A 22,341-nucleotide genomic window follows, 5' to 3' on the forward strand; every position below is an offset into this window, starting at 1 on the left:
ATTACGACGTTGCATGGCAAGAACTGCTGATCATGGCGGGTGACGACCCGAGGGACGAACACGCTGTCGCAAGGCCGCCGTCCGCTTCATCGAATGCCCGGTCGCGTCCTGCGCCCGCCGGCGGCAGGCCCATCGTCTGGAAATGGTGGCTGCTGGCGGGGGCGCTCAGTCTTGCGCTATGGGCGGGGATAGTGGCGCTGATTACCTGATCCTCGATGGGCGATGGGGCGATCCTCTGGTGCAGTATACCCTCGATCCGATCGATCCAGGTTTGCGGGGTCAAGGCAAGAGGCCGCGTTGCGGCATAGGCGGCCTCGCTCATGGCGCGAATTGCGGTGTCGTCTTCGGAAAGTCGCAGGATTGCGGCTGCGAAGCGCGGCGTGTCGCGCGGGTCAATCGCGAGCCCGGCACCGCAGCCGATGATGTCCGGCGCCAGTAGCGCGGTTTCTGCAAGGATTACCGGCAGCCCGCTCCACGCCGCTTCGATCGCGACCAGGCCGAATGGCTCCGGATAGCGACTTGGCATGACAAGCATTCTCGCCCGGGCTGCGATCTCCCGGATTTCCGGCGAAGAACGCCGGCCCAGCATGCGCGCCGCCGGGTACAGGTCCGTGACGCGATCGGCAAATGGGCCTTCCCCCACCACGCTCAACGGTGCTCCGGCCATCGCGGCCGCTCTTGCGGCAAGGTCCACGCCTTTGGAGTCTTCCAGGCGGCCTACGAAAAGGACCTCCCGGTTGCGCTCGGCCGGGATGCGGCTTTGTGAGAAAGGGACGGCCGGATTGGGCAGAGTGACGATGGCGTGGTCCGGAATTCCGCCTCGGGAAAGAAATTCGCGCATGCTTTCGTGAATGGCGAGGACCGGCGGAGAGGATCGAGGGTGAAAAGCCTTGCGGTGGATTGCCTGACGCACGCTGCGCCACGCTTTGTGCGCCGCGCCGTCACGATCGCAAGGTGTGATGAGGCACGCCTGGGACAGCGGCGTATGCGGGCACACATTGCCTGACTTGAGCCATGCAAACGCGCCGTTCGGACAGGCGAGGAAGAAATCGTGAGCGGAAATCACCAGTCTGTCGCGCACGGGGGTGAGAGCGCCGAACACTGCGGGCGACAGGATTTGTGCCCAGCCATGGAGATGGTACACGGTTTGCGGAGTATCGTGGGCGGCGATCCATGCGCAGACCATGGCATGGGCGGCCCGGTTCCACAGGCCGTTCGCCAATGCGCTGAAGCGCCCGCTTGCCTTGAGCCGCTGTTGCCCCAGCGCGACGATGTCCACTCCCGCGGCGGTCAATGCAGGGCTGTGTCCTTCATCGCCCGTGATGAAAGTTACCGGGTGGCCACGCGCCGCAAGTCCGCAGGCCGCTTCGACCGCGAGTTTGCTTGCTCCGCCCTTTGGGTCGCTGAGATCGTTGATCTGGACGATGCGATCGATCATCGGACGCGCCTCGGGCGCGCCAGCGCGGCCGTTCGAAGGGTGGCTGCGAGGGCTTCGACTTCCGAGCGGGCGCGGGCGGCAAGGGGGGCGGGATCGAAGTGGTCGGCGATAGCGGCGGCGGTCCGGGTGCCCATTTCCTCGGCCGCGATGGCGGACGGATCCAGCATATGCTCGGCGCGACCGGCCAGTCGGAAGAAACTGTCGAGCTTTTCGTCCCAGCGCAGCCCGATCGCCGGAATGCCGAAGGAATAGGCGGCGATGCATGCGTGCATTCTGTGGCCGACGATGGCGTCGCACCCGGACACCAGCGCGGCCAGATCGGCGGGCGTGTCGAACGATCGCGCGAGCATGACCGGGCCTTTGGCCTGGCGAACCCAGGCATGAAGCCGGTGGTGCAGGTATTCCCTGTCTTCCGGACTGCCGTTGGTGAACAGGACGACTTCGAAGCCGTGCTCCACCAGCGATCGCAGCGCCGCAGGATACCACGCTTCGAGGTTCGCCGCGCAGGCCGCATCGCTATGATAGCGTACTGCCAGCGGATCGGTGATGCATACGCCGATCTTGCGCGTGCCGGGACGGCGCAGGCTCTGCGGGTAATGGCTGCTGGCGAGCACGCCGGGATCGACGGTCAGCTGTGCCGGTGGGACTGCGTATCCCGCGAAATGCCGCTGCCAGGCTCTCTGCGATCCTTCGTCGCGTACCGAGGCCCAGGCCAGCCGTGACCGCTCCAGAGCCTGTGCGAAAATCCGCGAACCCCATCGCGACCACCGCGAGGAGACGCCGACGGCATAGATCACGACAGGCAGGTCACGGCGGGCAGCCTGAGCCAGCGCGCCGGAGATTTTCATCGGGAAATTGAGATCGGCATCGGTGAGCAGGTTTCCTCCGCCCACGATCACCGCTTCGGCGCCCTCGAGCCCGGCGCTGTAATGCCGCCGCAGGCGTACCGCGATGACAAGGCGCAGCATCGTCCACGCGGCGCAGCGGCGCAGCCTGCCGGGCAGTCGCTCGAGCAGGGCAAGTGCGATCCCGCGTGTTCGGCCGTAGCCTGACGGATAACCGGTGCGCCCCGCCAGATCGATGGAAGTGACTTCGCAATCCGGCAGTGCGCGCGCCAGTTCCCGTTCCAGGCATTCGCTGAGCAAGCCGTCGCCCAGGTTGGGGCTGTACTTCACATTGAGCAGGACAATCCGTGAAAGCAAACGCGCTTCGTCTTGTGCACTTCCGTCCGGCGCCATGGCCGGGCGTATGGCGTTGGACGAGGCGTTCATTCGTAAGCAACTCCATGGCGCAGACCGGCAGGTCATGTCTTCGGAGCATGGCGTAACAGAACTGATCGGCTCTTCGCAGATGGTGAATGTATTTTAACGATGATGATCGCCGTCATGGCCGTACCTTTGTGGCGAATAAAAGTATTCGGTTGGCGATGGATGTATTTGTCGGCCATTTTTCTACGCCCATTTGATCTTGATGACGTCGAAACACGAGGAACAGTCGCTTGCCCAGTATCCATGTCGTGATCGCGACCGTCGGCCGCGCGCAGGTGGTGCGGCAGACGGTGGACCTTCTTGCGGATCAGACACGCCGCGCTGACGGCGTGCTTGTCGCCGCAGTCGATCCCGAAGACGTGGCCGGCATCGATTCCGCACGTGGCCGGACGCAAGTGCTGTTCTCGGAAAAAGGGCTCTGCCGTCAGCGCAACCGCGCGCTGGATGCGCTGGAGAACGTGGCGGACATCATCGTCTTTTTCGATGACGATTTCGTTCCTGCGCCCAATTATCTCGCCAGTGTCGAGGCGCTTTTCGTTGCTCATCCGGAACTTGTCGGCATTACCGGCGAACTGCGCGCGGACGGGGTGCGGCGCGGCGGTTTCAGCGTCGCAGAGGCGAAGGCGATCCTTGCCAGTCCTGCCGCCCCACCGGCCGCGATGCGCCACAGGCATGAACTCTACGGGTGCAACATGTCGATCCGCATGAGCGCCGCCAGGGGCATGCGTTTCGACGAGAATCTGCCTCTGTACGGCTGGCAGGAAGACATCGACTTCACCAGCCGACTGGGGCGCAAGGGGCGCCAGGTTTCGACGGGAGCCGTCACGGGTGTTCATCTCGGCGTCAGCGGCGGGCGGACATCCGGAAAGCGTCTGGGTTACTCGCAGGTCGCCAATGTGGTCTACCTGCAGCGCAAGGGCACGATGCGGCGCGATTTCGGCTACCGGCTGATGATGCAGAACCTTGTGTCGAACGCGTGCCGCAGCCTGTGGCCGGAGCCGCTGATCGACCGGCGCGGACGCCTGCTGGGGAACATCATCGCGCTGCTCGATTGCCTGCGCGGACGAGTGGACCCCCGCCGAATTCTCGAGATGTGAGCATGCCGGCGTCACCCCTCGATGCGGTCGGTAGCCCCGCGCGCGGGCGCGTGCGACGACAAGTGTTCGTCTGCGGTGATCTCCACAATCTGGGCGATCTGAAGCTGTTGCTGCAGAACCTCGCCTTAACGGAGGGGCGCGGCGGGATCGTGCGGCGCTGGGCGCCTCTTCCCGCAGAAATCGAGCGTCAAGTGATCACTGCTGGCGGCGAACTCGTGTCCGGACGGGCGGTGCTCGGTTTCGCGCGCCGGGCTTTCGGAGCGCAGATCGTGCTGGGAGGCGGGCAACTCGTTCGGGACAACGTCTCGATCGCGGCGCTTGTCGGGCTGTTGCTTGCGATCGTCAGCGCTAGGCTTGGCGGGGGAGCGCTCGTCACGCGCGGACTTGGCGTGAGCGTGATCAGGTCGCCGTTGCGGCGGGCTTTGTGGCAGGCGATTCTCGCGCAGTGCGGCGTGGTGAATCTGCGAGACGAGGGCTCGAGCAAAAATCTGGAACGGCTGTTTCCGGGCAAAGCGCGGGCCGTTCATGCCGATATGGTGTTCCTGCCGACCGGCGGAGCGCATGCGATCATACCGGGAGGCGGGCCACGGCGATGGATAATCGTGGCGCCTTGTGCCGATCCCAGCGAGGGGCGCTCGATCGAGGGCGACGCGCTCGACGCGGTAGTGGCCCGGGCTCTGGACCGCCTGCCGGGAGCGGGGCTGGCCATTGCCTGTCATGACCCGCGCGCCTGCATGGACAAGGCCGTCGCCGCGCGTCTGGTCGCACGCTGGCCGGACCGGGAGATCACGGTCTTTGACGGCTACGACCTTGCCAGACTGGTGACGCTCTATCGCGAAGCCGCGCTGGTGGTGACCAATCGCCTTCATGCGCTGATCTTCGCGATCCTCGCCGATGCTCCTGCGCTAGCGGTGGAGGACGGCACTGCCAAAGTTCGCGTGGTGGCCGACCGCTTCGACGTGCCCGTGCTGCCCCGAGAGGGACGAACGGCCGCAGGCGCATGCCTGGATGCAGCTTTGTCGTTCGATCGCCTGTCGCGCCGCCGGATGCGACAAAATCTGGCGTTGAGCGCTGCGCGAAACCTGTGACGCGGATTCGCGCACAAACAACTTTCCTACACCGAATCCGATGGAACATAAGTCGAACATCGATGCGATACGAGTCGCGTCGAACTCTTCGCCATCCAGCCGGAGCATGCCATGTCCGATCCTTTCGAGACTCAATCCGATGCCGCTTTCGCCCCTTCGCGCGCACCTTATCCCATCGTGCCGAGTGATACCGAGCAACTGGCGCTGGTGCCCAAAGGTATCTACGTCGGAACCGGAGGCGACATCGTGTTGCGCGGCATCGACGGCACGACCGACGTGACTTACCGCAATCTTCCCGATGCGAGCTTCGTCGCCGTACGCGCGCTTTATGTGCGGGCAACCGGGACCACTGCCGCCGATCTCGTCGGGGAGGCGTGAGCATGGTGCGCCTTGTTTCCGGCGGTCGTTCCGGCGGCGTCGCCAACCGCGCCCGAACCGTATCCGGCAATGGCGACCTGCTGGCCCTGGCGCGCTCGCTCGGCGCCGGCTCGACCTTCAGCCTGCGTCCGGGTAGCCATGCGAACCTTTCGATCTCCGGCAAACTTGTGTCTGCCGCCTCGGCCCTTGCGGCGGGGGAAAGCCAGGTCGCGCTGATCCGGGAGAGCGCGGGATCCGGTCTGTCGTTGCGCGCGGTGGAATATGCCGTGACGCTGACCGGCGCGACGGCGGCTCCGGAGCAGGGCACCTGGCTGCCTGCAAGCGCCGCGCTCGCGGGAGCCTATGGCCTGGGCAAGCTTGTCGCCGGGTATGACGGGCCGGCCCTACGGGTCCGCCGCGCCTCCGACGGTGCCGAGCAGGACATCGGGTTCGCCGGGCAAGCGCTTGATATCGCGGCGGCCGCTGCGTTCATGGGCACCTCCACGCTCGGTGTCGCGCTAGTCTACGATCAGACCGGAAACGGCCGCCATCTCACGCAGCCGAGCGCATCTGCGCAACCGTCTCTATGGCTGGGCGAGGGCGGACCGACCGTGACCAACTACGACACCGACAGCCCTATGCTGATCCCGGCGACACTGGCCATTCCGCGCGCGGACTGCGCGGTCTTCATGGTCGCACGAACGCCGGGGCAGGCCGCCACCTGCGCGTATTGGGCTTTCGGCGCGGGCACGACCGACTACGGCCTCACCAGTCCGCGCACGGCGGGCAATCTTGCAATGCAGCCGATGGTCGCGAGCGCGTCGATTCCGGCGACCGCCACCAATGCGCAGGCACTGAGTGTCAGCAACTTGGCGGTCATCGGCCTCGTCTCGAACGCCTCGAAACAAGTCGTGCACCGCGACGAGCAGACCGCCACATACCCTGCCGCTGCCCCCGCAACCCTCAACGCTGGCGGCGAAGTCGGCGAGGCGATCGAATATGGCGGCCGGACCGACTGGCGCGCGTTCGTAGTCTATGGCAGTGCCCCGTCCGATGCCGAAGTGACCGGGATCAAGGCGACGCTCAAGACGGTATTCGGGACCTGCGAACCGGCTACGCTGTCGTTCCTCGGCGGCGGTGACAGCATCGTCTTCGGGACCGGCGGCGCGAACAATCGCACGATCACTGCGGCCATGCACCACCGCTCGGCAGCGTCGGTGTTGCTGCGCAACATCGGGATTGCCGGGCACAGGCTCGATCAGCACTACAACGATTTCGACACCGTCTCGGCCGGCTACATCACGCCGGGCGTGCCGAACGTCTACTTCGCGGACTATGGCCACAACGACATCAAGTCGTACGTGACCGACAGTGCGACCGCGCTCTCTGCAGTGGAGGCGATGAAGGTGCAGGCACGGCGAATGGCGGCGCGTTTGCGGGCTTACGGGTTCTCCACGGTGGTTTGGCAGCAGGCCTATGCCGACACCAGCTTCACCGCGGCGCAGGAAAGTGCGCGCGATGCCTGGAATGCCTGGCTGCGCTCCAACCCGATAGCCGAGGATGGATTGCCTTGCTTCGATGCGATCGACCTTGTGGCTAGCGACGCCGGGTTCGTTCTTTCCGATGCGGAAACCGATGCCGGGCGAGGCATGGCGATGACCGCGAATTCGTCGGACGGGGTTCACCCCAACGAGGTGCATGCTGGCGCGCGCGCCGCGCACCTGCTGGCAGCCTATGCCGCGATCCCGTTCACGCTCAAGTACGTCGCCCAGCCTGCACAGCAGGGCCTGACGTACACGGGTTACCTGCCACGGCTGGTCAAGGGCACGGGACCGTTCACCTTTGCGCTGGCAACCGGCTCCGCTCCGCTGCCTGCGGGCCTCTCGCTCGATACCGGGACGGGCGTGATCTCGGGAACGCCGACGGTATCCGGCACGACTTCCGGCGTGATCCTGCGCGCTACGGACAGCCTCGGCGCGGCGGCGCAGGCGGAATTTGACCTGACCGTGGCCGCATCGGCGACGATCGCGGTGGCCGATCAGACCGAAAGCTGGAATACCGCCGATGCGACCGCAGTGACGGTCACCATGCCGGCCACGGTCAATGCCGGAGACGTTCTCGTCGCCGTGATGAGCGTGGATGGCACCGTCACGGTCGGGTGGGACAACGCCACCGCCGGAGCATGGACCCAGCGCGCCGCCTACTCGGCGAATTCCAACCAGCATCTGCTGGCGATATTCACCAGGACTGCGGACGGGACCGAGGGGGGCAAGGTGCTCAACGTGGGGCTTTCTGGTGCGCAGCAGGCCGTGACCCGTGTGTTGCGGGTGACGGGAGCACGCGGTGCGGCGGAAGTTTCGACTTATGCGCGGGGCAATGCCGTCGCGGCCGATCCGCCGGCGCTGACGCCAAGCTGGAGCGGCGCAAGTCTCTATATAGCCGCGCTCGCGCTGGACGGTACCGCGACCATCTCCTCGGGGCCGACGGGGTATTCGGGCATCACGTCGCGCGTGTCGAGCGCGAGCGGCCAATCGACCAACGCCACCGCCTGGAAACTGGGCGCGGGTGCCGAGGATCCGGCGGCCTACACGATCTCCGCCACGTCGAACTGGGTCGCGGCGACACTCGCTCTGCAGGCGAGTTGAGAGTCTGGGGCCGCGCTCATGCCGTGCGCAACGAGCGCACGAGGGCGGCCCCGATCAACAAGGGCAGACGCCGGAAACGGCTCGATGCGAGCGCCGCGGGCACGACACCGCACAGGCTCGCCAGCATGGCGGGTCGCATTGCCCGCGTTTTTTCGCGCGAGATCGCACGGTAGCGGCGAAATACGCGCAGCCGGACATAGGCCTTCACCACCAGGCGCGGAGGCAGGGCGGAGCCGGCGCGAACCAGGGCGTCGAGTTCGGCTCGGACGGCTGAGCGCTCCTGTTCCTCGACGTTTCCAACCGAAATCGCGCCGTCGTGGCGGCGATAGAAGAGTACATCGACCGGCGGGTTGTCGATCCGGCCGAAGGCGGCGGCGCGGATGAACAGGTCATAGTCCTCGGCATGGCGGTAGTCGTTGCGATAGCCGCCCATGGCCTTGAGCGCCGTTGCCCGGATCATGATCAGCGGGTGCATCGACACCGCGACGCGAGGCGGAAATACGGAAAGGTCGGTGGCTGTGTGCCGCCCGCCGCAAGTACGGATGCTGGCTGCGGTAGGATGGCGGTCCGAGACCGCCTGGCCGCCGACGATGACGGTGTGCGGGTTGTCGTCCAGCCAGGCGACCTGGAAGGCGAGGCGCCGGGAAAATGACACGTCGTCCGCGTCCATGCGGGCGATGTATTCTCCCCGCGAATGATCGATTGCGGTGTTGAGCGCGGCGACGATACCGCCGTTGGGCTGCGTCACCACACGGATGCGCTCGTCTCCCTGCGCCATGCGGGCCAGCAGCACGGGCGAGGCGTCGGTGCTGCCGTCATCGACGATGATGAGTTCGAAATCCGTGAAACTTTGCTCGAGGATCGACTGCACGGCTTCGCGCAGGAAGGCTTCGCCGTTGTAGCACGGCAGGATCACGGAGACGCGTGGCGGAAGATTTCTCATGCGAGGTTCCGCCATGACCGGTCGCTGAGGGTGAGGATGGTATCGAGCAACTCGGCTCCGGCGCGTCCCCAAGTGAACTCGCCAGCCCGGGCGAGACCGGATTCCACTTTATGTGCGAACAGGGGGCCGGCGGGATCGAGCGCGGCTATCGCCTGTGCCCAGGATGCGGGATCATCGACGTCGGCATAGAGAACGGCGTCGCGGCACACTTCGGGCATTGCGCCCGCCGGTGCCACTACGGCGGGCGTGCCGCAGAGCATCGCTTCGAGCGGAGGCAGGCCGAAACCTTCGGTACGGGAGGGGCAAAGCAGGCATCGCGCACCGGCATAGAGCGCGCGCAGCGCGGCATCGCCGCAAGGGCCGACGAATATCGCGTCCTCCGGGACTGCCAACCCGGCTGCGGCCAGGGCATCTCGCGAAGCACCGACGACGACCAGCGGCACACCCGCCGGTGCTTTTCGCGCATAGGCTGCGAAAACCACGGCATTGTTCTTGTAAGCCTTCGGGCTGCCGAACATCAGTGCGTAGCCGCGCAGCGCAAGGCCGTGCGCGGCGAGCACCGAGCAGTCAGCATCGTCCTCCAGGATATGGTCGGCGCCGTTGTAGAGCACGTGCGTGCGCCGCGCCGCAGAGACACCCATCACATCAAGCACGCGCCGGGAATAGTCACTGACGGTGAGCACGGCTGCGCTCGAACGGGCCATGCGCGGGGCCAGGAACCGGTAGCCCACGCGCTGGCGCAGCGGATAGGAACTGTCAGGGAACAGGAACTGCGCGTCATGGATGAGCGTCACCTTGCGGCGGTGGCGCAGCGGCGCGAGGTTCGCGAGGTTGACCAGCACGCCGTCGGAGGAGAGCGCGGGAAGCCTGCGTTGCTCCCAATATTGCGAGGCGACCTCGTCCAGTTCCCGCACTGCGATGTTGCGCAGCATCGGCTTCCAGTCGCCGCCATCGCGAGTGGGCAGGAGCAGGGTAACCCGCGGGGCGCCGGGAACGCCCAGACGCGCATCGATTTCCCGAACAAGGCGGTCGGCAACGCGGTGAACGCCGTTGAGGCCGCCCGAGTAAAACTTTCCATTGATATATACAGGCAGCATCGAAATTCCCGGAGAATCGAGCCGCAACATAATATTGCGCTGCAGCGAACTCGACGGGCGATACCGGACCTTGCCAAGTTTTAATCCTCGGCGGCGCGGGCCCGTCTTCCCTGCAATGTCAGGGCACGTCATTGAACGCAGGGGAAAGGGGGCGTGGATGTCGCAGTGCGGCGATGCGATACTGATCAATGGGCGGTTCCTCATGCAACCGGTGACCGGGGTGCAGCGGGTCGCGCGCGAACTGGTCGCCGAAATGGACCGGCTGCGCGGTGCCGGAGAGACGCCCCTGCATCTTGCGCTTGCCTGCGAACCGAATGCGGACATCTCCGGGCTGGGCTTGCGTCATATTCCGGTGGAACGGCGCGGCGGCGCCAGCGGGCATGCCTGGGAGCAGTTCGTGCTGCCGCGCATGGCCGCTGGCCGGCGCCTGCTGTGCCTCGGCAATACCGTTCCGCTCGCCTCGGCACTCGGAAGGCAGCGCCTTTCGGTGATGATCCACGATGTGTCGTACCTTTCGTTGCCCCAGGCCTACTCGCTGCGCTACCGCGCCGCGCACGGGGCGCTGTTGCCGGTGATGCTGCGCGGTGCGGACACGGTGTTCACGGTCTGCGATACGGAGGCGGAGCGTTTACGTCGCCTGCATCGCGGCGCTCGCGTGGTCGCCTTGCAGAACGGCGCCTGGATTCGCGACAGGGTGGAGCGCGTGGATCATGGCGAGCGGGAGCGCATGGTTCTCTATGTCGGATCGTTATCGCGCAGGAAGAACGTCGAGCGCGTGATCGAGGTTGCGCAATATCTGGCACGCGAAGACGGTGTGCGCACCGTGCTGGTGGGCGGCGGCAATGAAATCCTCGCGCCGATCCGCGCCCGCGTCGCCTCCGACGTCGAATCCATGATCGATTTCATCGGGCAGGTTCCCGATCTCGAAACCCTTGCGGGATACTATCGACGCGCGGGTTGTCTGCTGTTCCCATCGCTCTACGAGGCGTCGCCGCTGCCCCCGGTTGAGGCGATGAGTCTCGGCTGCCCGGTAGTCGCCTCGGCGATCCCCTCGATAACCGAGCGATGCGGCTCTGCCGCGCTCTATTGCGATCCGCACGACAGCACGGACATCCTTGCCGCAGTGCGGCGAGTCCTTTACAATCGCGAGCAGGCCGATGCCCTGCGCCACGCCGGTTTCGAGCGTGCCGCGCGCTATTCCTGGCGCGATCAGGCTCGGGGACTTCTGGCAGCCATGACCAGGAGTTAATTTGTCCCTGCAAGGGAGCCCGGCGATGATCGTGTCATGAGTGCAGTGCGTGCCCAAAACGCCGGTCGCAGGCAGCCCGTCTACGGGCTCGACCTCGTACGCTTTGCCGCCGCGAGCCTGGTCGTGCTCTATCATCTCGGCTTCAAGGCCTGGGCGCTGGACGGCAGCAGCCTGCATGGCGCACTTGGCCGTTCCGATGCCTTTCCAGCGGGATATGCCTTGACCTGGTGCGGCTGGGTGGGCGTGCAGGTCTTCTTCGTGGTCTCCGGATCGGTCATCGCCTATTCCGCTCGGGGCGTGAGCGCGAGGCGCTTCGCCCGCCGCCGCGCCGCCCGGCTGCTGCCGGCGGTGCTGATCGCCGTGGCCATAGCGCTGCCCACTGCGGTGTTCGTGTTCGGCACCGCAACCGCCCAGGCGGTAGTGCTGAGCCTGAAGACGATCGCATTCGTCCCATGGGGGCCATGGATCGTCGGCCAGTTCTGGACCATTCCGATAGAGCTGGCCTTCTACGCCATTGTCGGGGTGGTCCTCTTTTCGGGGGCGCCGGAGCGCGCGATGCACGCGCTGGTGTGGGCGCTGGGCATAGCCAGCGGCGCCTATTGGCTCGTCGCCGCATCGGATGCGATCGAACCCGGCGGGCGGCTGGCTGAACTGCTCCTGCTGCAGCACGGCGTCTATTTCGCGCTCGGGATGCTCTGCGCCCGTATGGGTGAGGGAGATTTGGGGCGGCGTCATCTCGGCCTTGCGGCGACGTGCATCGTTGCCGCTTCGGTGCAGGTGCGCACCGCCGCCGAATGGGAGATGGGAGCACGCACCGATTTGTCGGCGCAATGGCCATGGGCCTATGCACTCTGGCTTTGCCTGGCCGCGCTGATCGCGGCTTCGTTCCTCTGGCGAGCGCAAGTGGCGGCGCGGATCGGCCGGTTCGGCGGCGTGCTGCGCCTTGCCGGGCTCGCCACTTACCCGCTCTATCTCATCCACATCCATGTCGGCGGCACAATCCTGCTGGCGGCGGCAAGGCTGGGCGTGGTTCCGGCGGTCATCCTCGCTTTCGCAGGGACGGCGGCCGTTGCCGTCGCCATCGCCTTATGGTTCGAGCCACCTCTTCATGCCGCGATCGACGCGGCACTGCGCCGTATCGGACAACGGGTGCCGCGTTACCGGCCAGCGGGGTAGGCGCCGCCTCAGGCACCCACGCGCCGGTCGCCGGTCGTCCTTGCCCAGTCCACTGCATCGGTGATCCCCTCTGCGCGATGGACCAGCGGGGAACCTTGCGTGAAGGCTTCCAGAAAGCGCGCGATCTTGCCGTAATGGTTGTCCAGAACCGCATGGGGGCGCCCCAGCAACAGCGACAGAATGTGGACGTGGAGCCGATCGGTGACGATTGCCCGTCCTCGGGCGAGTTGCCGGAATCCGCGCTCGACCCGGTGCCGCGCCGCTGCCTCGTAAGCCGACGCGCGTGCGCTGGCAGGCGAAAGCGACGTCCACGCGCGCATGATCCCGGCTGCCTTGGCACGTCGCACGGCGGCGGTATCGTCGATCAGCCAATCCTCGACAGTGATGTCGGCAGGCAGGCCGATTGTATCCGATCGTTCCTTGTCCGTGCGCAGCATGGCCAGCACGTCGATGGAAGCAGGCGCGCCCTCCCGCTCCTCCATGGCGAAGGCGCTGTCCGGGCAGAGCTTGACCGCGCAGTCGAAATGGCGGCGGGCGAGGTCGAGCGAGGGAAGGTCGCGGACCAGCAGGGTGAAGTCGGGGTGCGCCGCTATCACGCGTGCGGTGCGGGCGATCCGCTCCGGGTCGCCGTAGTGAATCGACTGTGGCAGTTGCACGATACGGCGGTCGCCAAGGCGGGCGATCACATCCTCGCGAAACGTCTGGTGATGGTTCCAGATATCGCCGAAATTGCCGCCCCCATGCAGGAACACGGTGCCTTCGGGAACTGCGGCGCGCATCGCCTCCTCATCGAAATTGTCGAATGCACAGACATAACCGGGCGCTGCGCCGGCAAGTTTTCCCAGCAGTCGCAGTTCTCCCAGCCAGATCGCGGAATCGCCGACGTTGGCATGGTTCGGAAAGTCAAGGAGTGCAAAATCCGGAGAAGAATAAAGTGATATTGTTTCCGAAAGTTGATTTTCGAGTTCGACGATCAGGGGATTAAAAGAATTTAATCGAGTATTCACGTAATTCAATTCCCGATTAAGCAGAGTCAGTATTGTCTCGCATCTGCGGCAATTCTATGCAAGTCCGGTATGGCAAGAAATCCGGAAATGGCCGGCGAAAGCAGGTTGAGCCGCCGCGCTGCCGGCGCTGTGGGGTGGAGCATCGTCCGCTTCGGTGGCGATCAGGTGTTCGCTTTCGTCATTTTCGCGGCGCTGGCGCATCGATTGGATCCGGCGACCTTTGGTGTATTCATCGTCGGTCTTGCCGTGGCGGAAGTGGGCAAGATCATCGCGCAAGGCGGGTTGGTGAGCAGTCTCTACCGTGCTCCGGAGATTACCGCGCGTCTCGCCGACACGGTGTTCTGGGGCAACCTGGGCATGGCGCTGCTGGTCGCGATCACCTGTGTGGTGCTGCGCCATCCGTTGGCCGAGGCGATGGGCAGTCCCTCGGCGGCGCCGGTCGTGGCGGCGCTTGGATGCGTGGTGCCGGTTTCTGCAGCAGGGGCCTCGCACATGAGCCGCACGCTTCGCGCCTTCGGCCATCGCGCGCTGGCGATCCGTTCGCTTGGCGCGGGTGTGATCGGGGGCACGCTCGCCCTGCTGGCAGCACATGCGGGTTGGGGAGTCTGGGCGCTGGTGGCGCAGCGTTTTGCAAGCGAGACGATAGGCACCCTCGTCGCCTGGCACGCATTTCGCTGGAAGCCGGGTCTGCAGTTTTCCTGGACGACGCTGCGGGCGCAATGGCGGCTGGGAGCGGGCGTCGCCGGCTCGCAATTGCTGCTGGTGGCGCTCAACCGCACGCAGGACATGATTCTGGGCCACAGTATCGGGCCGGCGGCCGTAGGCGTCTACCGTACGGCATGGAAGTCGATCGAGGTCGTCGCGCAAGGGGTGATCAGCCCGTTCGCCAGCGTAGCCGTGCCGACGCTGGCGAAGTTGCAGCATGACTTGCCCGTGTTTCGGCGCGGCTACGTAAGAATGGTTTCGGCGACCGCGACAATCGCCTTTCCCGCGATAGCCGGGATCGGTGTGCTGGCCGATGCGCTGATACCTTTGCTGTTCGGTCCGCAATGGGTGCAAAGCGTGCCGGTTGCGAGGGTTCTGTGCCTGCTGGCCCCGCCGTTTGCGCTCAATTTCTTCGCCGATCCGGCACTGACGGTCCTCGGCAAGGCGGGCGTCATGGCCAGGTTGGCGGGAATCCAGCTTGTCCTGACCGTGTTGTTCTGCCTCGCTGCCGCCCCATACGGGCTGGTCTGGTTCGCGGCGGCATATGTCTTGCGGGCCTATGTCACGCTGGCGCTGCAACTCGGGCTGCTGCAGCGGGCGACCGGAGTGCGCGCGATCGAGGTGCTTGCTGGCATAGCCCCGCCCTTGGGTGCGGCGGTGGTCATGGCGATCGTCGTGTGGGGTACTGGCGATACCATGCCGGTCGATGGCGGACCCAGGAGTCTCCCGGCCCTTGCTCGCATGGTGTTTCTTGTGACTCAGGGAGTGCTCGTCTATGTAGGCGTGCTGCTGGCCCTGATGGGCCGTTCACGCCGGATGGAACTGGCGACCTTCCTGCGCGGCCTCAGGCCTGCGAGGCGAACGTCCTGATTGATTCAGGCCGCACCGACACGGGAAAGCGGCTGATCCGCGCGCGCTGCAACCCTCGACCTGTCGCCGCGACCGGCGCGCAGTGCGATGGCGCTCCCGGAAAGGACGGCGAAAGTAAGCCCGGGATCGCAGCTTGGAGAAGACACCGAAGCCACGCCCACCCCCACGAGCACCGACCACGCGGCAGCCGCGCCGACATCGCGGTCTCGGTCGCAACTGCGGCTCCAGGTCGATGCGGCGAGCGGGGCAAAGGCGCGGACCACATGCAGCACGAATGTACAGGCGCCGATGATGCCGGTCGAGCCGAGGATCGCGGTGATGAGGCTCGACGAGCGGAACGAACCCGGTCCGATGCCCAGCCCGTGCGAGGCGACGAACGCGGTTAGGCCCTGTCCCGCCCAGAACAACCGCTGCCGACCGGAAAAGGAATCGGCCTTGTCCAGCGTCATGTGCTCCAGAAGTCGTTGCATCGATGCGGCGAGCGCGGGTTCCAGCACCAGCAAGGCGCTGACCGCGATGATCGCCGCAAGGCCTGCGAGAGACAGCCATGCAAGCCGGTCAGGAGGCAGCAGGTGCGGCGTTGTCGCGATGCGCAGCACCATGACGGCAGCGAATAGCGCCAATCCGACGTAGGCCGTCGATGACGTACTGGTGATCAGCGCGATGCCGAGCAGCAGCGCGGCCGGGCCGTTCCATCGGGGATCGACGCGGCGTAGCCAGCATTCGAAGGTGAATACGAACCAGACGACGGCAAAGCTCGCGAAGGAGGATGCCTCGGGCCACAGACCGTTTATGCGCACGCCCCATTCATGATCGAGCTGGGCGTAGTTGCCGTTGCGGAAGAAGTGGAAGAGGGCCTCTGCCGGGGTTCCGCGCAGCGCCACCCCGGCGAAACCCGAAAGGGCGTGCGCGATGCCGATCAGCGCGCCGATCCGGGCCAGCGTTCGCCCGCCGTGCGGCCGGTGCCGCAATACCGCACAAGCCGCCAATGCCATCGTCATCGTGCCCGTCATGTATGCGGCGGTCGTCAGGTTCTGGGTCGTGAAACGCAGGGGTTCTGCGGCAAGAATCCGGGCGAGCTGGGTGCCGTAGCGGGCGCGGATCTGGCCTCGCAGCGGGGTTACGTCGATCTCTCCGGCGAAGATGCGCGGCAGCACTAGGGCGGCGAGGACCCCGTAGGCGACGAAGACGATCAGCCAGGTGTTGCCGCGCACTGCGGCGGCCAGATTGGCACCGCTCACGCCTCCCGGGGCCAGGCAGCGCAGCAACAGGAATCCCAGCGCGAAGTGTGCCGGCGAGATCGACGAGCCCCCCAGCGCCGTAAGGTTGAGGGCCGCCGAGCCGCCGAGCAATGTCGCCCCCATCACCAGCGCGAACAGCGCGCGCACGGTTCCGAAGGCGAACAGCGCCAGCGCGACGAACAGTTCGATCGTTCCGATGACGGTCAGTTCCATGCCCGTGTTTCCGTCAGATCAACGATCGCAGGATGCCGGCGTCGAATGCGGCGGGCGCGAACCGGCGTGCCTGGATCATGGCGAGTTCCGGGTCGAAGGACGGCAACCAGTCCTCGAACCGGGATACCGCTTCGCTCAATGAATCGACGGTCTGTCGGTCGAAAAACAGGCCGGTCTGGCGATCGACGACGGTGTCGAGCGCGCCGCCCTTGCCGAAGGCCAACACCGGCCGGCCCGAAGCCATTACTTCGACCGGGACGATCCCAAAATCCTCCTCGGCCGTGAAGACGAAGCCGCGGCAGCGGGCGTAGTGTCGGCGCAGGCTGGCGAAGTCGAGGCGGGGGATTATCGTCACGGTAGAGCCTGCCATTCGCCGCAGGCTTGCTGCCATCGGCCCGTCACCCACCACGGTCAATGGCAGGCCCAGGCGGTTGAAAGCCTCGACCGCAAGGTCCGGGCGCTTGTAGGGCACCAGTTGCCCGACCCACAGGTAGCTATCGTCGATCTCGTGGGAGGCGGCGAAAAGGTCTACGTCGACCGGCGGATGGACGACCGTGGAAGGCATCCGCCAGGCGCGTTCGATACGGCGCTGGATGAAATGCGAATTGGCGACGTAGCGATCGACGCGCGATGCCGATGCCACGTCCCAGGTACGCAGGCGATGGAACAGGAACGGCATCACCGCGCGGTTCAGCGGCCCCGTCCCTTCGCGGTACTGGTGGTAGTGGTCCCACAAGTAGCGCATCGGCGAATGGACATAGCACAAATGCATGGCGTCGGGATCGGTTATGACGCCTTTCGCCGGGCCGCTTTCGCTGCTGATGACCAGATCGTAGCCCCGCAGGTCCAGTTCCTCGAGCGCCATGGGCATGAGCGGCAGGTATTTCTGGTAGTGCCTGCGTGCTCCGGGCAGCTTCTGGATGAAGCTGGTGGTCACTTTGCGCCCGGCGATGGTGCGAGAGACGCGCGCCGGATCGTAGACGTGGGTAAAAATGTCGGCTTGGGGGAAAAGCCGCAGCAATCGCTCGATCACCCGCTCGCCGCCGCGCATCGTGACCAGCCAGTAATGCACGATCGCCACCTTGCGGAAGCGCTGGCGAACGTGGTCGAGAAGGCCGTCGTCGCCGTCTTCCGGGACCGGTCGCAGGTTAAGCATAGTAGTCCTTGTACGCCTTGTAGAACGCGTTCTCGTCGAGGCCGAAGGCGGCCTGCTTGCGTACGTCCACGCGGGTGAGGATGGCGCCGGCGAGGCCGACCGCGCCTTCCGGGAGCAGCCTCAGCAGCGACCGGATCGCGGCTTCCGGGGTACGGCGCCAGCGCGCGGCGATGACTGCCGCGTCGGCCTTGCCCAGCAGCAGTCGGGCATCGGCCATCGGCAGCACCGGCGCGGTGTCCATGATGACGGCGTCGAATCCCTGTCCCGCAGCGGCCAGCAGCGCATCCATGGCAGGACCCGTGAGCAGCGCGTGGTCTTCCTCGCGTGCGGCGCTGAGAGGCAGGATCGAAAGCCCGGTGCGCGGGTCGATGACGATCGCGTCCTCCAGCCTGGCATCGCCGCGCAGCACCTCCAGCAGGCCGATTTCGCGCGTGCCGCCGATCCATCGACTGACCCCGCGGCGCCGCACGTCGCAGTCGATCAGGAGTATCGCATCGGAGGCCCCGGCCATCGACCGGGCGAGACACAGGGCCACGGTGGTCTTGCCCTCTGCGGGAAGGGCCGACGTCACTGCAATGATCCTGGGACTTTCGACAGCGAAGGCGATCGAGGCGCGCAGGTTGCGAAACGCCTCCGCAAAAGCGGAGCGCGGCTGTTCGACCACCGCATCGACCGGATCACCGCGCGCCTTGCGGCTGGCCACGGAACCAAGTTCGGGGATCGAGCACAAGTAGCGCAAGCCGAGGCGTCGTTCGATCTCCTCGCCGGTCGTGAAGCCGCTGAACATCAGTTCCGCCGCGATGGCGCAGACAAGGCCCAGACCCAGACCGATGGCACCGGCCAGTACCATGTTGAGCAGGATATCGGGGCGGGCCGGCCTGTCGCTTGGCTGAGCGGGATGGAGCACCCGGGCTTGCGGCTGGCGAATGCCTATGCGGGCGGCGAGTTCCTTGTATCGCCCCAGATAGCTTTCGTAGAGCTGGCGCGAAGCCTGCGCGCGTTGCTCAAGGTCCTGCAGATCAACCATCGCCACGTTGTCGCGGCGAAGCGCACCTTCCGATGCACGCAGCGAGCCGGACAGCGAACCAAGGCGCCGCTGTGATACTGCCGCCTTGGCGGAAAGGTTCGAAACCACCCGGCCGATTTCCTCGGCGATTTGGGCATCCACCGAAGCGAGTTGGCTTCGCGCGCGCTGGAGGTCCGGGTGGCGCGGTCCGTACTTGCTGGAAAGAGATGCTATTTCGGCAGCATAGGCGGACTGCTGCTGTCGCAACGAGGCGATCACCGGAGAGCCGAGCGATTCGCCCACATCCTCCCCGCTCGATCCCGAGCCGAGTTGCTGGCGGGCGGTCGCCAGGCGAGCAGCGTCTTCGGCTGCCTGCGCCCGTGCCGAGGTGACCTCCTGGTTGTAGGCCGAGATTTCCTGCTCGGTCAGCGAGCGGTCGCTGGTGCTTGGCAGGTCGTGCGCGAGGCGATAGTGCGAGAGGACGGCGGCGTCGGCGGAGGCCTGCGTGCTTGCCTTGGCCATGCGCGCGCCGATCTCGCGTAAGGCGCGGGTGTCTGCGGCTTCCTTCTCGGTCACGCCGCCTTCGGTGTACTGGGCGGCGAAGGCGTTGGCGATCCGCGCGGCTTCCTGCGCATCTTCGCTCTCGAAGCTGACGGAAAGCGTGTAGGTCGCACCCGAGCGGAAGGCGGATACGCCGCCCGCGACATAGTCGATCGCTGCCTGCCGCGCTTGCGCAGCAGTGCGGTCGTCCCTGGCGAAGCGGCGGGGAAGGGCAAGTCGATCGACGACCGCGGCGACGTTGTCGCTTGATGTGATCACTTCGACTTGCGTGTCTATCCAGGTCTCGCCCATGCCTCCCTGGGCCGCGAGGCGATCCTCGTCGGTCAGCGGGGCGATGGGCTCCACTTTGGGGTCGAGCGTAATCTCGGCGGTCGCGAGGTAAGTGGGGGTCCGCGTCGCGGTAAGGGCGAAACCGGCGGCCAGGGATGCGAGAAGCATTCCGAGCATGATGGGCCAGCGGCGGCGAAGGAATGCGATCAGGATGCCGGGATCGATCCGGTCCGGGGTTTCGGCGGCGCCCGGCCGAACCGGCGGAACGATGACCCCCGGCGGGGGCGCAAGAACGATAGGTTGATTCACTCTGATGCCACCCCTGTTTTCCGTGCCACTTCATCGGCCCGTCGGAATCGGGTGCAGTTTCGGCTTTTTTGTTTGAGTGGCGCAAGTATATGTCGGAAGTTTACAAAAATGTAACGATTTCAGTTTTGAAATATTCAAAAATTATTCTACAAAATTGCCGAATATTTTGAATTTCATTTTTGTAATTGGAGTATTCCATCGCGCGGGGGTCTGATCGCCACACGATGTGCGACGCACGGGGAAGGAGATTCGGGCACGTGATGAGGATCTGCAATCCGTACCGCCGCATAATCGATATAGCGGCAATCTGCGGCGCGGCGCTGTCGATACAGGGTTGCGCCGCAACGGGCACAGCGCCGATGAGCGCCGCCGAAGCGCGCTTGGGGCTCGATACCTATCGTCTCGGCGCGGGCGACAAGCTGCGCGTGACGGTCTACAACGAACCCAATCTTTCGGGTGAATATGCCGTGTCCAGCGCGGGCAAGATCGCGTTTCCGCTGGTCGGCATGGTCGATGCGGCCGGGCAGACAGTGGAAGACCTGTCGCACGCCCTTACCCTCCGCATTGCGGACGGCTACATGACAGATCCGAAAGTCAGCGTCGAAGTTCTCAACTATCGACCGTACTATATTCTGGGAGAAGTCCAGAAGCCGGGGCAATATCCTTACGTTGCTGGCATGTCGATCGAGCAGGCGGTGGCGGCTGCGGGCGGGTTCAGCTACCGCGCCAATGCGGGGCGGGTGAACCTTCGCCGAATGCCCGGCGCGGCGGAGAAGTCGGTCCAAATCAATGCCGGACAGATCGTCGTGGTCATGCCGGGCGATACGATACGCGTTCTTGAGCGTTACTTCTGACCCTTTCGACGGGTCCTTCGGGTAAGCAAAGACAAAAACAAGTGTTCAATTGTTGCGGGCTCGGCCGGAATGGCCGGGCTCGCGCGATTTTGGGTTGTTCAGTTCAGAGGCGGATCACCCTGTCTGCCAGCGTCACGCTGGCCGGCCGGTGCGTGATGAGCAGTACCGTGCGTCCATGGAGAATCCGGGCGCATGTTTCAACGAAGCGCTCTTCGCCCTCCGGATCGTACATCGACGTCGCTTCGTCGAGGATCACGATCGGGGCGTCCTTCAGCAGCGCGCGGGCAAGCGCAATGCGCTGGCCCTGGCCGCCGGACAGGCGCACTCCGTGATCGCCGATCCCGGTATCGAAGCCTTGCGGCAGCGCCTGGATGAAGTCGTAGGCATCGGCGCGGCGTGCAGCCGCCTCGATTTCGGCCGCACTCGCCCCGTGGCGGCCGAAGGCGATGTTCTCGCGCACGGTGCTGCTGACAAGTTCGGGGCGCTGCGGTACGAGGGCGATCTGGCGGCGCAGGGTTTCCACTGCAACGCCGGTGATGTCGTGGCCGTCGAGCATGATGCGGCCGGAGCGGCAATCGTACAGCCGCAGCAACAGGGCGACGAGTGTAGTTTTGCCGATGCCGTTCCCGCCGAGGATGGCCACTTTCTCGCCCGGTGCGATGGTGAGGTCGAAGCCGCTCAACACCGGCGGTCGGCCGGGATAGGCGAAATCGACTCCTTCGAAGCGGATTTCTCCATTCAGGTGGGGGAGGCGCGCAGCCGGGGCATAGCCGGGTTCGGCGCCGGCCGCGAGCACCTGGGCCATGCGCGCGAGGATGCCGCGTGTCACCTGCACCTGGCTCCAGCTTTCGGCCAGAGCGGCCACGGGCCGCGTGAGCAGGGCGGCGTAAAACAGGAAGGAGAACAGTTCCTGCGTGGCAAGGCGGCCTCGATGAATGTGATCGCCGACCATCAGCAACAGCGCCAGCGCGGCCAGCGCGGCCACGAGCGTGCCCACCGGCTCCACCAGCGCTTCCATCCGGTTGAGGCGTACCGACACGCGGCGGGCGGCATCTACCCGCCGGCGATACCGGGCATGTTCCGGTTCTTCGCGCGTGAACGTCTTGATGGCGGCGATGACGCCGAGATTGTCCTCGGCGAGAGCGAGGACACGGGCTTCCGCTTCCTGTTCGCGTGCCCCCAGATCCCGAAGACGGCGGCCGACCAGCTTGAGGAGGATGACGTAAGTGGGCACCAGCACCGGCACCAGCAGGGCAAGGGCAGGGTCGATCCGCAGCATCAGCAATGCGGCGCCTGCGGCAGTCACCAGCAGGGGCGGTATCGCGACCAGCGTACCGGTCAGGAAATGGCCGAGATGGGCGACCTCGCTGGTGATCAGAGCAAGCACGTCGCCGTGCCGGTGCGCGACGTGCCAGCTCATCGGCAACCTTTGGAGATGCGCATAGAGACTTGAGCGCAAGTCGGCGAGAATGCGCGCAGCCGTTTCGCCCGATACGATCTGCACTACCGCCCCCAGCGCGGCGGATGCCACGATCGCTCCGACCAGCAGGGCGACGAGCCGCACGGTCCCGGTCGAGCCGGCTTCCACGAGATGTCCAGCAAGGGTTCCCGCGAGCCAGGGGATGGTAAGGGTCGTTCCCGAGCCCGCCAGGGTCAGTGCCGCGACAAGCGCCAGAGCGCGGGCATGCGGCCGCGCGAGGGCAAGGATCAGGCGAATCTGCGTCGGGCCATCGGCATCCGACGCCGGTTTGTGGGCTTCTTCGATGGAACGGCGGGCCGTGTACATGCGCT

At 65.6% G+C, this 22,341-nt stretch carries 17 protein-coding genes; 8 read left to right on the forward strand and 9 right to left on the reverse strand.

Translation table 11 applies throughout. From position 1 onward, the window contains the following. Position 1 precedes the first annotated feature (1 nt). Together BES08_RS16145 and BES08_RS16150 are read right to left on the reverse strand one after the other, a co-directional pair. Complete coding sequence (locus BES08_RS16145; RefSeq protein WP_069708915.1) at positions 2-1,438, reverse strand: glycosyltransferase family 4 protein; 1,437 nt, start codon at positions 1,436-1,438, stop codon at positions 2-4. Beyond that, on the reverse strand, positions 1,435-2,709 hold the full coding sequence (locus BES08_RS16150) for a polysaccharide pyruvyl transferase family protein (protein WP_197524399.1): 1,275 nt from the start codon (positions 2,707-2,709) through the stop codon (positions 1,435-1,437). Before BES08_RS16150 ends, BES08_RS16145 begins: the two co-directional genes overlap by 4 nt. Positions 2,710-2,936: 227 nt before the next feature. Here BES08_RS16150 and BES08_RS16155 point away from each other — a divergent pair, with 227 nt between their 5' ends. The 4 genes from BES08_RS16155 (at position 2,937) to BES08_RS16170 (ending at position 7,893) form a co-directional block, all read left to right on the forward strand. Next, the gene (locus BES08_RS16155) at positions 2,937-3,803 is read left to right on the forward strand and encodes a glycosyltransferase family 2 protein (RefSeq protein ID WP_069708917.1); all 867 of its coding nucleotides are present in this window, start codon (positions 2,937-2,939) and stop codon (positions 3,801-3,803) included. A gap of 2 nt (positions 3,804-3,805) precedes the next feature. Continuing rightward, positions 3,806-4,891, forward strand: coding sequence for a polysaccharide pyruvyl transferase family protein (locus BES08_RS16160; RefSeq protein WP_069708918.1), 1,086 nt, complete (start codon positions 3,806-3,808; stop codon positions 4,889-4,891). A gap of 111 nt (positions 4,892-5,002) precedes the next feature. Beyond that, a complete protein-coding gene (locus BES08_RS16165; protein WP_069708919.1) occupies positions 5,003-5,269 on the forward strand; it encodes a spike base protein, RCAP_Rcc01079 family in 267 nt (88 codons plus the stop codon). A gap of 2 nt (positions 5,270-5,271) precedes the next feature. Next, positions 5,272-7,893 carry an Ig domain-containing protein gene (locus tag BES08_RS16170; RefSeq protein WP_069708920.1) on the forward strand — a complete coding sequence of 874 codons (2,622 nt, stop codon included), beginning with the start codon at positions 5,272-5,274 and terminating at the stop codon, positions 7,891-7,893. Between the two features lie 16 nt (positions 7,894-7,909). Here the strand turns inward: BES08_RS16170 and BES08_RS16175 are convergent, their stop codons facing one another. Beyond that, positions 7,910-8,836, reverse strand: coding sequence for a glycosyltransferase family 2 protein (locus tag BES08_RS16175; protein ID WP_069708921.1), 927 nt, complete (start codon positions 8,834-8,836; stop codon positions 7,910-7,912). Further along, positions 8,833-9,933, reverse strand: a complete 1,101-nt coding sequence (locus BES08_RS16180; protein ID WP_069708922.1) for a glycosyltransferase family 4 protein — start codon at positions 9,931-9,933, stop codon at positions 8,833-8,835. The genes BES08_RS16175 and BES08_RS16180 overlap by 4 nt, the downstream gene beginning before the upstream one ends. 157 nt (positions 9,934-10,090) lie before the next feature. On the opposite strand from BES08_RS16180, the gene BES08_RS16185 reads away from it, so the two are divergent. Both BES08_RS16185 and BES08_RS16190 read left to right on the forward strand, forming a co-directional pair. Further along, positions 10,091-11,182, forward strand: a complete 1,092-nt coding sequence (locus tag BES08_RS16185) for a glycosyltransferase family 4 protein (RefSeq protein WP_069708923.1) — start codon at positions 10,091-10,093, stop codon at positions 11,180-11,182. A gap of 36 nt (positions 11,183-11,218) precedes the next feature. After that, a complete protein-coding gene (locus BES08_RS16190; protein WP_069708924.1) occupies positions 11,219-12,358 on the forward strand; it encodes an acyltransferase family protein in 1,140 nt (379 codons plus the stop codon). Positions 12,359-12,366: 8 nt separating this feature from the next. On the opposite strand, the gene BES08_RS16195 is transcribed toward BES08_RS16190, so the two are convergent. After that, positions 12,367-13,365, reverse strand: coding sequence for a polysaccharide pyruvyl transferase family protein (locus tag BES08_RS16195; RefSeq protein WP_069708925.1), 999 nt, complete (start codon positions 13,363-13,365; stop codon positions 12,367-12,369). 87 nt (positions 13,366-13,452) lie between these two features. Here BES08_RS16195 and BES08_RS16200 point away from each other — a divergent pair, with 87 nt between their 5' ends. Further along, the gene (locus tag BES08_RS16200) at positions 13,453-14,940 is read left to right on the forward strand and encodes a lipopolysaccharide biosynthesis protein (RefSeq protein WP_069708926.1); all 1,488 of its coding nucleotides are present in this window, start codon (positions 13,453-13,455) and stop codon (positions 14,938-14,940) included. Positions 14,941-14,945: 5 nt separating this feature from the next. On the opposite strand, the gene BES08_RS16205 is transcribed toward BES08_RS16200, so the two are convergent. The 3 genes from BES08_RS16205 to BES08_RS16215 are packed head-to-tail and all read right to left on the reverse strand — an operon-like array spanning position 14,946 to position 19,696. Further along, a complete protein-coding gene (locus BES08_RS16205) occupies positions 14,946-16,394 on the reverse strand; it encodes an O-antigen ligase family protein (protein WP_069708927.1) in 1,449 nt (482 codons plus the stop codon). A 13-nt stretch (positions 16,395-16,407) separates the two neighbouring features. Next, positions 16,408-17,550, reverse strand: a complete 1,143-nt coding sequence (locus tag BES08_RS16210; protein ID WP_008830006.1) for a glycosyltransferase — start codon at positions 17,548-17,550, stop codon at positions 16,408-16,410. Further along, a complete protein-coding gene (locus BES08_RS16215) occupies positions 17,543-19,696 on the reverse strand; it encodes a GumC family protein (RefSeq protein WP_069708928.1) in 2,154 nt (717 codons plus the stop codon). Before BES08_RS16215 ends, BES08_RS16210 begins: the two co-directional genes overlap by 8 nt. 260 nt (positions 19,697-19,956) lie before the next feature. Here BES08_RS16215 and BES08_RS16220 point away from each other — a divergent pair, with 260 nt between their 5' ends. Continuing rightward, positions 19,957-20,550, forward strand: a complete 594-nt coding sequence (locus BES08_RS16220; RefSeq protein ID WP_069708929.1) for a polysaccharide biosynthesis/export family protein — start codon at positions 19,957-19,959, stop codon at positions 20,548-20,550. Between the two features lie 103 nt (positions 20,551-20,653). On the opposite strand, the gene BES08_RS16225 is transcribed toward BES08_RS16220, so the two are convergent. Continuing rightward, positions 20,654-22,336 carry an ABC transporter ATP-binding protein gene (locus BES08_RS16225; protein WP_069708930.1) on the reverse strand — a complete coding sequence of 561 codons (1,683 nt, stop codon included), beginning with the start codon at positions 22,334-22,336 and terminating at the stop codon, positions 20,654-20,656. Positions 22,337-22,341: the final 5 nt, after the last annotated feature.

The organism is Novosphingobium resinovorum, assembly GCF_001742225.1.
Classification (GTDB): Bacteria; Pseudomonadota; Alphaproteobacteria; order Sphingomonadales; family Sphingomonadaceae; genus Novosphingobium; species Novosphingobium resinovorum_A.